The organism is Thalassobaculum sp. (genome assembly GCF_965223715.1).
Taxonomy (GTDB): Bacteria; Pseudomonadota; Alphaproteobacteria; order Thalassobaculales; family Thalassobaculaceae; genus Thalassobaculum.
In genome coordinates this window covers 3,621,631-3,638,441 of the sequence record NZ_OZ245012.1, presented here as the reverse complement: position 1 = coordinate 3,638,441, position 16,811 = coordinate 3,621,631, and the positions used below count along the sequence as shown (strand labels likewise).

Annotated in this window: 11 protein-coding genes and 1 pseudogene; 2 read left to right on the top strand and 10 right to left on the bottom strand. The window is 64.0% G+C overall.

Features of this window, described 5'->3' with window-relative positions; translation table 11 throughout:
* Nucleotides 1-6: 6 nt before the first annotated feature.
* From ACOQOP_RS16755 to ACOQOP_RS16720, 8 genes are all read right to left on the bottom strand, one after another.
* Complete coding sequence (locus tag ACOQOP_RS16755; protein ID WP_420562958.1) at nt 7-1,803, bottom strand: thiamine pyrophosphate-binding protein; 1,797 nt, start codon at nt 1,801-1,803, stop codon at nt 7-9.
* Nucleotides 1,804-2,218: 415 nt separating this feature from the next.
* Nucleotides 2,219-4,057: a PAS domain-containing protein gene (locus tag ACOQOP_RS16750; RefSeq protein WP_420562957.1), complete on the bottom strand. Its 1,839-nt coding sequence runs from the start codon at nt 4,055-4,057 to the stop codon at nt 2,219-2,221.
* Nucleotides 4,058-4,483: 426 nt separating this feature from the next.
* Nucleotides 4,484-4,915 carry a hypothetical protein gene (locus ACOQOP_RS16745; RefSeq protein ID WP_420562956.1) on the bottom strand — a complete coding sequence of 144 codons (432 nt, stop codon included), beginning with the start codon at nt 4,913-4,915 and terminating at the stop codon, nt 4,484-4,486.
* 62 nt (nt 4,916-4,977) lie between these two features.
* The gene (locus ACOQOP_RS16740) at nt 4,978-6,147 is read right to left on the bottom strand and encodes an ABC transporter permease (RefSeq protein ID WP_420562955.1); all 1,170 of its coding nucleotides are present in this window, start codon (nt 6,145-6,147) and stop codon (nt 4,978-4,980) included.
* Entirely contained in the window at nt 6,147-6,851 is a 705-nt protein-coding gene (locus ACOQOP_RS16735) for an ABC transporter ATP-binding protein (protein WP_420562954.1), read from the bottom strand. Before ACOQOP_RS16735 ends, ACOQOP_RS16740 begins: the two co-directional genes overlap by 1 nt.
* 9 nt (nt 6,852-6,860) lie before the next feature.
* Nucleotides 6,861-8,582, bottom strand: coding sequence for an efflux RND transporter periplasmic adaptor subunit (locus ACOQOP_RS16730; protein WP_420562953.1), 1,722 nt, complete (start codon nt 8,580-8,582; stop codon nt 6,861-6,863).
* 65 nt (nt 8,583-8,647) lie between these two features.
* Nucleotides 8,648-10,132: a TolC family protein gene (locus ACOQOP_RS16725; RefSeq protein ID WP_420562952.1), complete on the bottom strand. Its 1,485-nt coding sequence runs from the start codon at nt 10,130-10,132 to the stop codon at nt 8,648-8,650.
* Between the two features lie 56 nt (nt 10,133-10,188).
* Complete coding sequence (locus ACOQOP_RS16720) at nt 10,189-10,584, bottom strand: hypothetical protein (RefSeq protein WP_420562951.1); 396 nt, start codon at nt 10,582-10,584, stop codon at nt 10,189-10,191.
* A 338-nt stretch (nt 10,585-10,922) separates the two neighbouring features.
* Here ACOQOP_RS16720 and ACOQOP_RS16715 point away from each other — a divergent pair, with 338 nt between their 5' ends.
* Both ACOQOP_RS16715 and ACOQOP_RS16710 read left to right on the top strand, forming a co-directional pair.
* The gene (locus ACOQOP_RS16715) at nt 10,923-11,861 is read left to right on the top strand and encodes a hypothetical protein (RefSeq protein ID WP_420562950.1); all 939 of its coding nucleotides are present in this window, start codon (nt 10,923-10,925) and stop codon (nt 11,859-11,861) included.
* A gap of 297 nt (nt 11,862-12,158) precedes the next feature.
* Nucleotides 12,159-12,317: pseudogene (locus ACOQOP_RS16710) on the top strand (IS5/IS1182 family transposase); the annotation flags it as partial.
* 135 nt (nt 12,318-12,452) lie between these two features.
* Here the strand turns inward: ACOQOP_RS16710 and ACOQOP_RS16705 are convergent.
* Together ACOQOP_RS16705 and ACOQOP_RS16700 are read right to left on the bottom strand one after the other, a co-directional pair.
* Complete coding sequence (locus tag ACOQOP_RS16705; RefSeq protein WP_420562949.1) at nt 12,453-14,033, bottom strand: ATP-binding protein; 1,581 nt, start codon at nt 14,031-14,033, stop codon at nt 12,453-12,455.
* A 348-nt stretch (nt 14,034-14,381) separates the two neighbouring features.
* Complete coding sequence (locus ACOQOP_RS16700; protein ID WP_420562948.1) at nt 14,382-16,442, bottom strand: calcium-binding protein; 2,061 nt, start codon at nt 16,440-16,442, stop codon at nt 14,382-14,384.
* Nucleotides 16,443-16,811: the final 369 nt, after the last annotated feature.

Here is a 16,811-nt window from a genome sequence, read left to right as displayed (position 1 = left end):
CCGATCCTAGCCAAGCTCGTGCCGTCCACCAAACATCGGCTTTGACTGGCCAAGACCGGGTAGTTCCCAAATGCCCGCACCACCTGGATTGGACTCCGCGCCGATATTGGCATCGATCACGTAGGGGCGATTAGCGGCGACGGCCTGGCGGATCGCGTCTCCCAGGTCTTCCGGCCGGTCGATGGAGATGCCATCAACGCCACAGCTCCGGGCCATGGCGGCGAAGTCCGGGTTGTAAGGCTGGCCGGTCTCCGGGTGCTTGAAGTCCGTCGCCAGTTCGCGGCTGTCCAGATAGCCGCGCTGCAACCCGCGGATCGAGGCGTAGGCGTAGTTGTTCCAGACCACCCAGACGACCGGGATGTTGTACTCGACCGCGGTCCCGAGGACCGTGTTGTGCATGAAGAAGGCGCCATCACCAACCACGGCGACGCAGGGCCTGTCGGGTGCAGCCAGCTTGGCGCCGAGCACGCCGGCGACGCCGAAGCCCATGGGTCCGAACCCCATGCAGCCGATCAGGCTGTCGGGGCGCTTCGGCTTGCAGTACTGGATCAGCCAGTTGTGGTGGATGCCAATGTCGGAGACAAGAATGCCGTCATCCGGCATGGCGAGATCGATCTCCCGGGCCGCACGCTGGGGATTGATCGGCGAGGCGGGATCCTTGAAGCCGGGGGCGATGAAGGCATCCCACTCCGCCCGCCAGCCGTCGATCTGTCCGAGCCATCTGCGCCGCGCCTCGCTGGCGCCGGCCTCGTAGCTTTCCAGCTCGTGCAGAAGTTGGCCGAGGAAGGTCGTGGTATCGGCCATCAGTCCGAGCTCGACCGGATAATTGCGACCGATCTCTTCGGGGTCGATGTCGACATGGATCAGTTTGGTCGGCGGGATGTTGAACGAGTAGCCGGGGATCCAGCTTGAGCTGGTGCGGTCGTCGAACCGGACGCCCAGCGCCAGGATCAGATCGGCCTGCCGGGTCGCCTGGTTGGCCTGGTACATGCCGTTGCGGGCTACCAGACCCAGCGCCAGCTCGTGCTCGGCCGGCAGCGCGCCAAGACCGGAGGCGGAGGCGGCAACCGGGATCCGGTACTTCTCGGCCAGTTCGATCAGACGCTTGGAGGCCTCACCGAAGCGGCAGCCCGAACCGACGAAGATCACCGGCCGTTCGGCCGCCATCAGCATCCTGGCGGCCTTCTCGACTCCTTCGGGATCGGCACCGGGCCGGCAGTTGATCCCCGCGACCCAGGCCTCCGGATCCGGCGTCTCCGCCCCGGTGCTTTCCTTGAAGATGTCGAACGGGACGTCGAGAACGACCGGACCGGGACGGCCGGTCACCATGGTCTTCCAGGCCTCACGAATGGTGTGCGGCATCTGCTCGCCACGGGTCGGCTGGAAGACGCGCTTGCAATAGGCGCGCACGGTGGAGGGGAAGTCCGCCTGGTAGTGACGGTAGAGTTCCTGGAAGGCGCCGCGGTTGAACTGCGAGGTCGGCACGTTCCCGGTGACCGCCAGGAACGGCACACTGTCGAGGAAGGCATTTCCAAGGGCGATCGGCATGTTGGCGGAGCCGGGGCCGCAGGAGGTGAAGGTCGCCGTCGGCTGGCCGGAGACCCGGTAGTAGACGTCGGCCATGAAGCCGCAAACCGACTCATGATGGGTTGAGATCGTCTTGATGTCCGACTGGCGCTCGTACAGTGCGTCGATGAAGCCGATATTGCCGTGGCCGCAGAGCCCGAAGGCGTAAGGGACCTTATTGCGGATCAGGTAGTCGACGATCATCTGGCCGCCGTTCAGCGCGTTCGTCTCGGACATTGAGACTCCTCCCATGGATTGCTCGAACTCGCTGTTGTTCGGTGAACCGAACCAGCGATTTCTGAATGGTATGCTAGTATGCCAGTTCTTCGGGCATGCGGTCTACCACGTCAAATTCGCCGTAGGAGTGAGGGGGACCTCGCTGTGGATGACATTGCTTTCACCTCAGAGCGGCCGTGCCTCGGTCTGAGGTCCGTCTGATCAATGCGGTCGCTCGAGTCCTGAGCTTCCTATGACCCTAGTCGACTGCTGCCGATGCTTCGCCAGAACATCCAAAGCATCGATATCGATCTCAAAAGCCGACCGCGCATACAGCGTCAGAAACGCAAGGGATGCCGATGCGACGCGATAGGGGCATCCATCAAGATGGACGCCTCATAACCAAGCGGATCCATCGGGTGCTGGGATCGTCGAACTAGGCTCCGACCCGTTCCCGATCGGCATCCTCGCTCCGGTTCGACCGTTCTGGCGCCTTGGACGGGTCCTCCAGATAGGCATAGAAGGTGCTCTGCGGCTGCTGATGCGCGCGCGGCGGGCGCGCGGCGACCATCCGGCACGTCTTCTCGTCGCCGTCCCGGTTCACCAGCTTCAGACAGACGCTCGCCTCCCCGAGCAGCTGCAGCCGCTCCAGGAATTCGTTGGCGGCGGTTGTGTCGGCCTCGCCCGCATAGAACGCGTGCAGCGGTTTTCCCGCCAACTGGGCCGGCGCATATCCGAGGAGATCTTCGATCCCGTCGGAGAGAATGCCGATGCGGGGAACGCCGGCATCGTCGAGACTGATCGCGGCGAAGGCGACGTCGAACTTCGCCGCGATCCTCTGCCAGATCTCGATGTCGTAGCCGTTGAACTTGGCGCAGACCATGGCCACGCTGGCCGGCAGGCTCATTTCAGAGACCGGGTACTGATACACGGACGGCAACTGGTCGAACGGACCGCCGAACAGAGCGCCGGTAAAGAAGCTGGCCCCCTCCTGCCGCCACGTCCGGAGCGATTTCACCAGAACGACATTGCTGACGCCGAATCGCATGCCGCTGCGCTGCAGCGCGCCGATCATCTTGCGCATCGCGCTCATGGGAACGGACGTGCCCCAGTCCGGCAGACGCACGACCACGCAGCGGATCCCCGATGCCCTGAACCGGGCGAGCTGCCCGGCCGACGCCATCTGCATCCGGGTCAGGTCGATCAGCGCCACCACGTCTCGCGCATAGGCCCGGAGCGGCTTGATGATCTCGGCCAGCCTGCCCTCGGTCACACCTTCAGGGATGCCGACGACCTGGAGAAGCAGCGTCTCGCACAGTTCCCGCGGCGCCTTGTCCAGCAGGGCGATGACGTCATTGCGCAGCCGCGTGGTGCTCAGCGTCTCGAAATGCAGGTTGAAGGAGACCATCTGCCGGCCGCCCTGGGCCAGACGGCGGCTCTGCGCCAGCAGCGCCACCTCCATGGCGGCGAAATCGAGCTCGGCGATCTCCTCGCGTTCCGGGTCGGTGCCCAGGACCCGATAATCCTCGTAGGGTTCGCCTTCGATCAGACTGTCCTTGAGCGGCACGCAGTGAAACACCGCACTGCGTTCCATCTTCGGCTGCCAGACAGGGCGGAAGGCGAAGCGGATGGACCCGGCGGCAAGCGAGGTGAATTCCTGAAGCAGAGCCTCATGCACCGCTTCGGGTCGCGAGAATCTGTGGCCACCGCCGCGTACGACCTCGCTCTCATCCGCCGGCGGGTCGCCGGCTTCCGCCGTCTTCGAGACCTCGCCCATCGCGCAAGCCTGCCGCGGGTTTTCCGTCGACAGCGACAGGTGCCGCGCCTTGGTCAGCAGGGTCTCGATGATCGAGGCCGGGTTGCGGGCCTCGCCAGCCGCCAGCCCTTCCGAGGTCGCCACGACGTTCTGGACGCTGATGCCCTCTGCATCGTCCTCGCCGAACAACCGTCTGTTCACCAGCATCGCGATCCGCGCGGCCTTGGCTTCCGCCGCGACCGGATTGTCCGAACCGAAGACGATGAGATAGGAGCCGTCCCGGGCCCGCATGAAGGAATCGTCGGCCCCCAGGACTTCGTCGATCGCCGTCTCGGTCAGATGGGCGACCAGTTCCTCGGTCCGGCGCCAGCGTTGGTGGCCGACCCGTGCCTTGAGCTCCTCGAGACCAAGGCAGACGACCTGGCCCAAGGTCAGACTGTCTTTCGCCGGGTGGCTGGCGACCTTCGCCTGGACGTCCTCGATCGATTTCAGCCTCGCACCCATAGGGGCACCCTTCATGTCATCTTTTTCAGAATGACCATTCTATGACAGTGGCAATTAACGACAGTTTAAAGATGGCATTCAGAATAAAATCTGCGGAAATTGACTGATTAACCAAAAAATACTAGCATCATTGCAAACCATGGCCTCGATCAAAAAATTTAAAAATCCAATTATTTACAATAACATTTATTGGATAGCCATTTTCAGCCCAGTTCAGACAATAAACATTATGCTTTTTCGAAGTTTATATTGCCTTGACATGCTGTAACTAAGCCGCAAGCGCCACCTCGGGCCGCCGCGGTCAACCTGCCGAAGCCAGGCACGGACGGTCACCCGAGGTACAGTGTCGTGCAACACCACTGAACCTGAGCCTCCTCTTGGCAAAGGCGGGACCGGCTCTTCGCCAAGAGGGACCTTCACGCCAGGCAAGGTAGGTAACGATCAGTGCACGTTGCAGCTGCACCCACGTTCGCTGCTGGCCCATGTGGCGTTCACATTGCCATTTCTCTCGTAATAGGTCGCATACAGACAGACCGTGTGGGACGTCGTACCTGCCGGCTGTTTGCGCGCATCGATACCAATCCCACCCTGCAAGTTCGACATGCCGCCCGAGAACGACCTGACCGATGCCGGAACCAGGAAAACGATCGCGCACTTTTCGGTGGCGCAGGTTAGATAGGAGACACGTCCGGCCTCGACCAGCGCCTGGGAAGCCGACGAAATCCGCACGGCATCGGTTTCGTCATAGGCGTAGACCATTGCCGCCGGCACCGCATTGTCCTTCGGACAGAACTTCGCCGTGATCGTGGCCGCCGACGCGGAGCCAAACGGAGCCGCAACGGCCAGCGCGGCCAGAAGATGTATGAGACGCATGGTACCCTCCATTCGATTGGTTGGTCAGGGAGTTCGAGGGGAGATCGATTGTTCGCCTCCTCTCACGTACCGGCCCGGAGCGCGTCGACCACGTTGAGCCGCGACGCCATCAGGGCAGGATAGAATCCGAAGAACACACCGACCGCGACGGACACGCCGGCGCCGAGCGGGATCGCCAGGGGAGCGACCACGAACTGCCAGCCGGTCTGTCCGGCGAACAGCCAGGACACGCCGATGCCGAGACCGCTGCCGAGCAGCCCGCCGATCACCGACAGCATTATGCTCTCGATCAGGAACAGGGATCGGATGTCGCGCCGCCTCGCGCCGACCGCCATCCGTATACCGATTTCCTGGCGACGCTCGGTCACGGAGACGAGCATCACATTCATGACGCCGACACCCCCGACGATCAGGGCGATCGACCCGATGGCGCCAAGCAGGACGGTGTACAGCCTCATCTGGGTCTGCATCTGCTCGATCAGCTGACGGGCGGTGCGAACATCAACCGAGGCTGCCGGCCGGAGCGTCCCGAGGAGCTCCGTGATCGCGGCATCCAGCGCGCCCGCGGCGGGTTCCCCGTTCAGGCGCAGCAGGACCTCGCTGATATCGACCCGGTCCGTCAGACGCCGGGTGGCATCGATCGGCACGAAGACGGCGAAATCCGAGTTGACCGGGACGAGCGGGTTGTGAGGAACCGGCTCCAGGATGCCGACGACCGTGAACCCGCGGCCGCCGATCCGGAGTTGGTCGCCCAGCTTCACCGCGGGGTCGCCCCGTCCTCCCGCCGCCGTCCTGGCACCGATCGTCGCGAATGTCTGAAACCCGTCCAGCGGATCGACCAGCCGACCCTCGCGGACCCGAATTCGGTTGATCGCGAAGAACTCCCTGGTCGTTCCGACGACCTGGCCGCGCAGCGGCGCCCCGGCGAGACTGACCTCGCCGCCGGCTTGTATCAGCGGGGCTGCGAGCCGGATCTCGGGGATCCGCCGCGCCAGCTCCCGCACGTCGTCCCGGGTGAGGGCGCTGTCCGAACCGCCGCGGGACGCCAGCACGGCGATTTCGGTGCCGAGCGACCGGAACCGACGCACCGACTCCTCCGAGACGATGGTGCCGATATTGATCATGGCGATCACCGACCCGGCGCCGATCACGATACCGATCAGAGCCAGCAAGGTGCGCTGGCGGGCCCCAAGCAGGTTGGCGAAGGCCTCGGACAGGTTCTGCCACAGCATCAGGACACCGCCATCCTCGGCGGAACCGTGTCCGGTTCGTACAGCAGGCCGTCGGCGATGTGGACCTGCCGCCGACAGCGCGCCGCGACCGAGGGATCGTGGGTGATGATCAGGATGGTACGGGCGCTCTCGGCGTTCAGGTCTTCGAAGAGCGTGAGAATCTCCTGGCTTGTCGTGGCGTCCAGCGCACCCGTGGGCTCGTCGCAGAGCAACAGGGGCGGGTCGCCGATCAGCGCCCGGGCAATCGCCACCCGCTGACGCTGCCCGCCCGACATGGCATTCGGATATTTTCCGGCCTGATCGCCGAGGCCGACCCGGTCCAGCAGCGCCCGAGCCCGCGGCTCCGAGCGCCGGCGAGACTCGCCGCGGTACAACAGCGGCAGCAGCACATTATCGAGCGCGGTAAGGCGGGCCAGGAGATAGTACGTCTGGAACACGAAGCCGATTTTCCGGTTCCGCAAGGCCGACTGCTCGTCATTGCGCGCCGACAGCACATCGACACCCTCGAACCGGTAGCTGCCGGCGCTCGGCTGGTCGAGCATGCCGATGATGTTCATCAAGGTGGATTTGCCGGACCCCGATTGCCCCATCATGGACACCATCTCTCCCGGATGAACGGTGAGATCGATTCCATGCAGGACGGGTATCTCGCCCGGGCCGACCTTGAAGGACTTTCGGATGCCGGAGAGTTCGATCAGTGCCATCGGCCTCTCCTACGGCAGCACGACCCTGTCGCCGGGCGACAGGCCGGAGAGGATCTCGATACCACCGGGCAATGGCCGGCCGAGTGTGATCGGCGTCGGCGAGGCATCGGACCGTTCATCGTTCCAGACCCGGACCGCCGCACCCTCCCCCGCGGCAATCACGGCGGATGTCGGGACCACAAGAGCGGCCGGATTCTCATAGACAATGATGTCGGCCGAGGCGGTCATGCCGACCCGCACCACCTGCCGCGCCTCCTCGGGCACGGACGGGATCGTCACCCGCACCCGGAAGCTCGCAAGTCCGCTCCGCCCGCCGGCCGAACCCGCTCGCGCCTGGGCTTCGACCGCGGCCACCTGCCCGGTGAGGACGACCCGCGGAAACGCCGCCCCGCTCACCTGGACGCGCTGACCGACAGCCACCTTCGCGACGTCGACCTCGTCGATCTGTCCGGCGACCGCCAGCTGCTCGATGTCCCCGATCGACAGCAATGTCCTGCCGTCCTCCACACGGGAGCCCACGGAGAGGTCGATGGGCTGCTCGTCCTTCTCGGTTACCGGGGCAAAAGGGATGCCGGAGGCCGGCGCCACGACAATGGCGTTATTCGCGCTGTTCTCGGCCTCTTCGAGGGAGCGGCGGGCGTTCTCAAGCTCCAGGGCGGCAATGCGCCGGCTCTCCTCGTCTCCGCGTTCGAGGGTGGACTGCAGCGCGGCCTCGGCCGAAGCAAGCGCATCGCGCTGGATGCGGACCAGTTGCTCCTGGCCCTCCAGTTCCTGCCGGGGGATGATGCCGCGCTCGAACAACCGGCGGGTGTCCTCCAGCTTCCCCTGCGCGTCAGCCAGGGCGTACTGGGCCTGTTCCAGCCGGCGCCGGCTCTCTCTGACCTCGGCCCCATTGCGCCAGTTCTCCAGGTCTTCGTAGCTGCGCCGCGCCTTGATATGGGCGGAGCGGGCATCGGCCAGCCTGGTCTGCTGCTCGGAGGACGACAAGGAGAGGAGCACCGACCCTTCTGAGATCGGAACCCCGTATTCGAACAGCTTCACATCGACCCGACCGCTGAAGGGGGCCGAGATGTTGACCACCGACCCCGGCACCAGGGATCCGGACATGGTCACCACGTCCCGCGCCGGCACGGGCGCGACGGTATACAGGTCCGGCATGGCACCGGCGGACGGGGCGCCCGACCCGTCGCCGGACAGGGACGCACCGCTGGGGGCAAGGCCGTCGGGCAGTCCGCCCAGGAAATTGAAAGCGCCGAGCCCGGCAAACAGGAGGAGGACGAACCCCGTCGCCCCAAGCCGGACGAGCTGCAGGCGTTTGCCGGTCTGCTCCAGCTCCTGCGATTTCCGGTCGAGATCGAGATAGGCCTGCTGCAGTTCCCCGTGCTGGACCTTGAGGCTCTCGGCCATCTCGCGGTCCCGGTGGCGCAGCGCCTCGATCTCGGTGATGTCCTGAAACACCACGACAATCCCGCCGCCGCCATCGCGCAGCCGCGATGTCTTCACCCTGAGGCTGCGCGCCCCTTCCCCCGTTCCGATGCCGACGATGCGGTCGATGACCGGCTTGTCGTCCTGGATCGCCTCGGTGATCGTGTCGATGAAGGCGTCGTTGCCTCCTCCTTCGGCGAACAGGCCGAACAGGGGCCCGTCGAGCACGTCCTCGGTCTCCACCCCCAGGATGTCGGCGGCCATCGGGTTGAAGCCGACCACAATGCCTTGGCGCGTCACCGCCATGACCCCATCCGACATATCGTCGAGAATGCGCTCGTACAGCCGAGCATGTTCCGTCGGCTGAGCGGTCATGGCTGAAGCGAGATCTGCCATGTTTCCAGCGTCGTGCCCAAGACCTGGTCCAGGTTGGTCAGGGCGTTCTCGTAGCTGATGATCGCGTCCAGCTCGGCGTTCTCCGCATCCACCAGCGTCTGGTCGAAGCTCAGGATCTGGAAGTTCGATGTCCGGCCCGCCTGAAGCTTCTCCTTCTCGATGGCGAGCTGGCGTTCGGCGAGTTCCCGTGCCCGCCGGGCAAGCTCCAGGCGACGCCAGCTCAACTCGACCTCGCGGACGGCATTGCGGACCTCTCCGCGGATCTGGGCTTCGAGCTGACGCTTGGAGATTTCCGCCTTGCGCCGGTCCACCCGAGCCGCGGTTTCGGCGAGCTCAAGCTCCTGGGTGCCAATGGTCGGCACCGAGAACGAGACCCGCGCACTCCATTCGGGCCGGCCATCGACCGTTCCGCTCAACGCGCTGCCGAGATCGCTCTCCGCCGCGGACCGGCGGCCGACGCCGAGCTCGACGTCGAGCTGCGGAAGGCGGCTGTTGCGGGCAATCATCAGACTTATGTCGACAAGCCGCAGCCGAAGCAGGCTTGTCTGCCAGTCGGCCCGGCTGTCGAAGGCGACGTCGTATGCTTGGTCGAGCTCGACATCGACCTGCCTCGGTTCCAAAGGCTCGGTCGGCGCGATCCGCGTCTCGACACCGAGATCCAGGATCTCGGAGAGGGCGATGCGCGCCTCCTCCGCATCGCCTTCCGCCCGGATGATGTTGAGTTCCTGAGAGGCGATGCGCTGCTCGGTCTGGACATTCTCCAGCGGGGCGAGCCTTCCGCTCTCGATCAGCAACCTGTTCACTTCAAGCTGGTTGCGCAGTTCCTCCAGACCGCGCCGGGCGATGGCCACCTGCCGGATGGCCTGCTGGTAATTCCGGTAGGCCGAAATGACCGCGGTGACGGTTCCGATGACGGTGTCCTTCAGGGACAGGACATTGATGCGTTCGCCGATCCTCGCCCGCTGGACTGGGGCCCAGGCGATCCCGGTCCCGGCGCCGCGCAGCAGGGGTTGCGTCAGCACCAGCCCGGTCCCCGAGCTGAAGTCGCGGTCGGCATCGGGGGCTTCGAAACTGGCGGCATCCCAGACGAAGGCGAGGGAGCCGCCGGTCGGCAGGTTCACGGAGACGGCCGAGGAGGCACCGGCGGCGTTGCTCTGACGCCCATCCTGGCCGCGGAGGAACTCGGCGTCGGCGCCGATGTCGAAGCGGGGCGTGAACTCTTCCTCGGCGACTTCCAGGGCCAGCCGCTGAACGATGCGGTCCAGGTAGACGCTTTGCAGCGACAGATTGTCCCGCAGCGCCACGGCCACCGCCCCCGGAAGCGTCAGCGGGATCTCCCCCGAAGCCGAGGCCGGTGCGTCATCCGCCGTCTGGCCTAGGGCGCCCGGAGCGGCCGAGACGAGCAGCCAGACGCTTACCGCGATCGAGAGCGCAGGGACGCCCGGCGGTCGTCCACACATTCTGCGAAACCATGCGACGGAAGACCGGACGGGTAGAAGCGCGGGGCTTCTCTCCGTCATCCGCCCGTCCTGCAGGAGCAGCGTCCGTAGGTGAGGTCAGGGAGAAGCGTCGGTGGCTGATTGGTGCCGGCCATCCCTTTCACGACGCGCGGACAGGCGAAGGAATCCTCCGTGGCGGTCGTATGCTTGTAGTGGTAGCGCGTCCCGCCATCGACCGACCGATAGGTGATGTTGAACAGGCACGTATCGGTCTCGCACGAGAGCACCCGATGGTCCTGGTAGCGGAGATTGTCTGCCCGCGCGGCCGGCACCCACTGGATCGTATCGGTGCCATTGTAGACGGAGATGCTGATCAGGAAGTCCTTTGCGCAGCTCGTGAATCCCAGCGTAGCGGCCGATACAGCCCCTGGCAGGAACACGAGCATCAGGACGACCGCCAATATCCGTTTCATGGCCTCTCCTTTATCGGCGGCAGCGCGACCGCGGGTTCGACGACCGGTCATCACGACACCGCCCATTTCTGAACCAAGTCCTTCGTCAACAAGCCTGATTCTTGCCTGACCTACCGGCCCCTGACGTCCGGAAAGATCGGAACTTCCGAAAAAGAAGATTGGCAGACGACGCTGCGTTCCGTGGGCGGCGTCTGGAGCGGGAATGGCTTGAGTTTGAACTTTCGTATTACAATTCAAAGTCATGAGCCGAAATTCGGCCCCGCCCCGAATGCAACAATCCCAGCGTTGAGATGCCGACGGATCCGACGATAGACCTCCCCCGGAAGCTCCGACTTGTCATGCGGACCTTCGCCGCCGCCACACACAAGGACCTGTATGCCCAGTTGAAGGCGGTGAATCCCTCCACTGCCTACAGTCCGGATCGTGCCTATAAATGGATTACCGGACGGTCGCTCCCTCGGGATCCTTCCATTTACGACGACCTTGCGGCCTTGGCGGACCTGCAGGCCAATGGCGCCCCTGTGGGCGGCGAGACGCTGCGCGCATTGGACTACGACGCCTTCCGCACCCTGATGATCGAGCGTCATGGCACCCGGGTGCCCGCCGAAGATGCCCTTGACGATACGGACAGTCGGATATCGGCGAGATCAGGCCAGAACCTGGTGCCGACCTACATCTCCGGTTCCTTCCTCATGTTCTCGCCATCCTGGTCGACCCAACGACGAAACTGCCTGGTCGCCAGCGAGATGAACTTTCACCGGCAGGCGAGCCGGCGAACGCTGCTGAGCTACACGGAGAGATTGCCCGGCGGGGATCTCGTCATGTCCGGCGAGGTGCGGCGGATCGGCCGCAATCTGCACATCGTCCTCAGCAATGACGACAGCGAACATGTTCTGGTGTTCACGATCTCGTCGCCCCCGCCACCAGCCGCGGTCCTTGGGGGTGTGATGAGCGGCAGTGCGGTCCATGACCCCGAATCCCGTCCGGCGGCGAGCAGCTTCGTCTGCCTGAATCTCTCGCTTCTGAACGGATCATCCGAGGACGGCGACGTCAGTGAGGAGCACACACCGGACGGTCTCCGCATCGGTGACGGCCCGACCTATCTCGTGGCAACCCACGAGGCGATCGTGGACCGCCTGGTCTCCGCCGGGTGTGAGCTGGCCAAGGCTGAGCAGATGGCGCCGGACATTCTGGATATCGTGCTGAGCGGAAACGCGGGTACGGTCGACATTACGGGCGCAAAGATTGATTCTTTGCTGCGGCATCTCCTGAAGTAGTTGAGGTGCCGGAGTTCATGTCGTCAATGAATTTGACCGATAGTCTTGCAAATTCCAAGATATTGAATCCAATGTCAATATTTAGAAAATAAAGATAAAGGGAAGAAATAGCTCGAGTAATACTGAATATATTGATTTGTGCTCCGGAAGGAAATTGCACGCGGATCCCGGCGTTCGATATTATTACAGTATCGACCCGATGCGGACGCTGGAGATCTAGCCGGCTGTTGAAGAAGTCGGTGGAGCGCCTGATGCCGACGTGATTCACTCGATTGGCTGGGTGGTCGAGGTGGATCGATGCGGGGCGGTGAACGTCAGCCGGGTGAGTTGTTCAGTCCCATCGACCCGGAGGCGCAGGTTCGCCGGGACCACCCGCTACGGGCGATCCGGGAGATCGCCAACGCGGCGCTGGAGGCGTTGAGTGGCGACTTCGCGGTGCTGTACGCGCGGCACGGGATCTGCCGAACTCCAGGACGATGCTACGCTCGAGCTCCAGTTCGCCTACCATCACGGCGACGAGGCCACCCTCAAGGCTGAACGCGCCACTTCTTCAACAGCCTGTTAGGCCACAAACGCTCTTGCCTGCCGACGTCAGATCCAGCGAATGAACAGCCAGACGGTTTGGGGCTCTACGCCAGGTCGCATTTCAATCAGCACCTTCCAAGGCCGAACCAGCGTGAAGACATAGCTGAACAGTTCGCTTTGAGACTTGCCGTCGAGGATTTCACGAAACCGGCCGTGGAAGGAATCGGTGAAGGTACAGGGTGCGACTTCCCGGAAAAAGTCACGCCCGATGACGCGCTCCGCCCTCATCTCCGAGAATTTCGACTCTGTTGCGTTGTATTTCAGGACCTTTCCGTCGCGGTTGAGCTGGATCGCTCCTATCGGCAGATCATCCAGCATTTGGTCGGACATCTCCAAGGCCGCCTGGGGCACCTCGACGCCGTCGATCTGGAAGAAGTCCTTCAATCCATCCACGGAGCTTTTCGACCGCGCCCCGGAGGGCTCCAGGACGCGATCGGCCGGCAGGACCATAAAGACGCTCGTCCCAACACCCGGCTGGCTGTTGATGAACAGCCGGCCATCATGCCGTTCGACCAGCGCCTTCGTAATCGGCAGGCCCAGACCCGCCCCTTGCGTGTCGGCAGAGAGTGCCGCGTCCACCCGGCCAAACGGAGCCAGCGCAACGGGAAGATCCTTCGCAGCGATCCCCCGGCCGGTATCCGTCACGACGTAGCAGAGCCGCCCGTCGTCCAGCATCTCCGTCCCGACATAGATCCGGCCGCCTGGCTTCGTGAACTTCTGCGCATTGGCGATCAGATTAACCAGCGCCTGGCGGATCAGCCGCCGATCGACCCGGATCCGCACATCCGACAGCAGACGGCCGGCCTCCACCGACGTTCTTCTCAGTGCCGGCTTCTCCTGGGAGAGAAGGATCGCCTTGTCGAGAATCCGGTTCGGATCGACCTCCTGTTCGTCCAACTCCACCTTGCCGCCCTCGATACGGGCAAGGTCGAGAATGTCGTTCACGATTTCCAGCAGATGCTTGCCGGCAAAAACGATGTCGCCCGCATAGTCGCGGTATTTGGCCACCCCGATCGGCCCGAGCAGCTCGCTCTGAAGCAACTCGGCGTAGCCAATAACCGCGTTCAGCGGCGTACGAAGCTCATGGCTCATGTTGGCCATGAAATTGGACTTTGCCGTGTTCGCCACCTCGGCGCGGTCGCGCGCGGTTGCAAGCTCGAGCTCAAGCTTGCGCCGGTCGGACAGGTTGATGCTTGTACCGATCAGCCTTACGACCCGACCCTGATCAGATAGCGGGGTTAGGACGGTGCGCGAAAAGAAGGGGCCGCTGGGGAGTTCGATCTCCTCATCGTACTCGTCCACCTCGCCGGTCTCGATACAGCGCCGATAATTCTCGGACACGTTGGCTGTTTGCTCGGCGGACAGGACGTCTTCCAGAGGCCGGCCAACGAGAGACGCACTCTCGACCCCAAACGTCGCCTCGTAATAGCGATTGATGAACTCGATCTCGAAGCCGCCATCGTCGCGGACACCGATCACGAAAACTGCGATCCCGATGGCATTCAGCAACGGGCCCACAGTTTCCAGGGAGCCGGTTGCCCAAAAGCCGCTCAATTCATGATCTTCTAACTGAAGCACCATCGACATTCCGAACTGCGCTGCCTAGCCAAAGCGTGGTCCCAATCGAACCACGCTTCTACGAAGCCGACAGCCTACCAAAACAGATTTTTCTAATCTCCCGGTCGTTCACTGAACGGGCGATGCTCGGCAACCCTCTTGGCGCACCAGTCGAAGGTGGGGGTGTCCGTGAAACTCCGTGGCGGCGCTTGTCAATCGCTCCCTCGGCGTGCCGGGGACCCTAAGCGGAGTCCCCCTGTCTTTGAGCCGTTCGACCAGAAGCGATCTCGGATTCTTCCGGATCGATTAGTCATCCGACCGACTGGACGGGCGCTGTTTCGGCAGATACAGGACGGTGAAGCCCACCGCCATGGCGCCTTATGGGAAGCCGAACCAGGTGGCTTGAAGGTCCGCGGTCTGGACGCCGATCAGGGTCAGCGTGTTGCCCCCGCCCAGGTCGAAGATCACGTTGCCGTCGAAATCCGTCGCCACCGCCTTCAGGTCTGCGAGGCTGTCGATCGTCGTGCCGTTCAGGTTGGCCGTGATCTCGATCCGGTCGCCGTCGGCACCGATGAAATCGGTGATGATGTCGGCCCCGTCGCCAGCACCGACCGAGAACGTATCCGCACCGGTGCCGCCGAACATCGTGTCGTCGCCCATGCCGCCGGACAGACGGTCGGCTCCAGAGTTCCCGTAGAGCAGGTCGGCGCCCTCGCTGCCGTTCACCGTATCGGCGCCGTCCCCGCCGTACAGGGTGTCCGCGCCCATATTGCCGTGCAGCACGTCGTCGCCCAGGTTGCCGTAGACGATGTCATCGTCCTGGCCGCCATAGACCGTGTCGTCGTGCTGGCCGCCATACAGCGTGTCGTTGGACTGGTTGCCGTAGACCACGTCGTTGTCGGTATTGCCGTACACCACGTCGTTCAGCGCACCGCCCCAGGTGGTGTCGTTGCCGCTGCCGCCGTTTACCGTGTCGAAGCCGTCGTCACCGAACAGCAGGTCGTTGCCGTCGGCCGAGCCGATCGTGTCGTCGCCGGCGCCGCCATACAGGGTGTCGTCGCCTTCGCCGAGCGAGATGAACTGATTGCCGTCATCGCCGACGGCGAAGTTGTTGCCGGACCCGCCGGTCACCGTCGCGCTGCCGATGATGGAGGCGAACTCGATGTTGTTCAGCTGCAGCGGCTTGCCCGGCAGGCTGCGCATGTCGATGACGAAGGCCTCCGACTGGCCGGTCTGGGACGTGCCGGTGATGACGATCGGATCGTTGCTGGTATTGGCCGCATTGAACCGCGGCACGATGGTGCGGATATCCAGCGACGAGGTGGTGGATAGGGTGTTCAGGAAGGTCTGGGCGCCGCCCTGCAGGGCCGTGGTCGCCGCCGAGTTCCGGGCGCCGATCGCCCCGGTCAGCGTGGTCAGGGCCTGGGTCCCGCTCTGGGCGGTGCTCGGCCCTTCGGCGGTGAGCGTGACCGAGGACGGCAGGGTCGCCGTCACCACATTGCCGTTGTTCGACGTGTTCTGGACGATCGGGGCCGTGCCCGCTGTGCTGCCCCGGTTGCTCAGGACCGTGGTCGTCTCACCCGTGCCGCCCGACCCGGCGGTGGTGGTGCTGGTCTGCGACTGGGTGAACGGCGGGCTGCTGCCGCTGTCATCGGAACTGACCGGAGGGGCGACCAGCTTGATCGTGGTATTGCCGTTCGCGAACACCGCGCTGAAGGTCCCGCTGGCCGCGGTGATGCCGGTCAGGGTGGTATCGATGCTGCCGCTGATCTCGATGGTTTCGCTGGCATCCTTTCCGTCCAGCGCCGAGAGATTCTTGCCGGTGACCACGATGCTGTCGCCGACCGCGAAGTCGGAGATCTTGTCGCCGTTGAAGTCGCCCGCCGAGCCGATGAAGGTGTCGCTGCCGGCGCCGCCTGCCAGGATGTCCTGATCGTCCCCGCCGCTCACCAGATCGTCGCCGTCGCCGCCGTTCAGGGAGTCGTCGCCCGCCCCGCCGCTCAAGGTATCGGCCGCGGCACCGCCGCTGAGCGTATCGGCACCGGATCCGCCGACCAGCAGATCGGCTCCGGCATTCCCGCGCAGCGTATCGGCGCCCGCCCCGCCGCTCAGGGTATCCGCACCGTCGCCACCGCTCAGGGCATCGCCGCCGTCGGCACCAAGAATCCAGTCCGAGCCGCTGCCGCCGAAAAGAAGATCGTTTCCGGTATTGCCGTTGAGCGTGTCGGCGTCCGCACCGCCCGACAGCGTGTCGCTGCCGTCGCCGCCGGAGACCGTATCCGCTCCAGCCCCGCCGAACAGCGCGTCGTCGCCGTCGCCGCCGCGCAGGAGATCGTTGTCCGCCTGACCGTACAGGTGATCGCCGCTGAGACCGCCGAACAGCGTGTCCGCACCCTCACCGCCATAGACCGTGTCGGCGCCGTCGGTGCCGGTGAACATGTTGTCCGTGGCATCGAGGGTTTCGGGTTGCGGGTTCGCATTTGACGACGGCTGGACGACAGTCGGGTTCGACGGCTGCACGACGGTCGGCTGCGTGACAGTTCCTGTTGGCTGCGGATCCATTTATTCGACCCCCCTGGTTCGATCACGCAACCGCCACTTGGCCGGAACGGCCGTGGCGTATTGTATTAGAGATCAGATGGTCTCTATGATGCCAATTTCCAGATTACAGTGCCGATAATTGGGTTAATTAAACGTAAATCCGATCCATTCAATCGCATCTCAGCGTTTTTATCCCATTGATTGAACAGGCGGGGCATCTAACTCGCCATGACCGGGAACTGCATCCCAGGTTCAGCCCTCGGAACG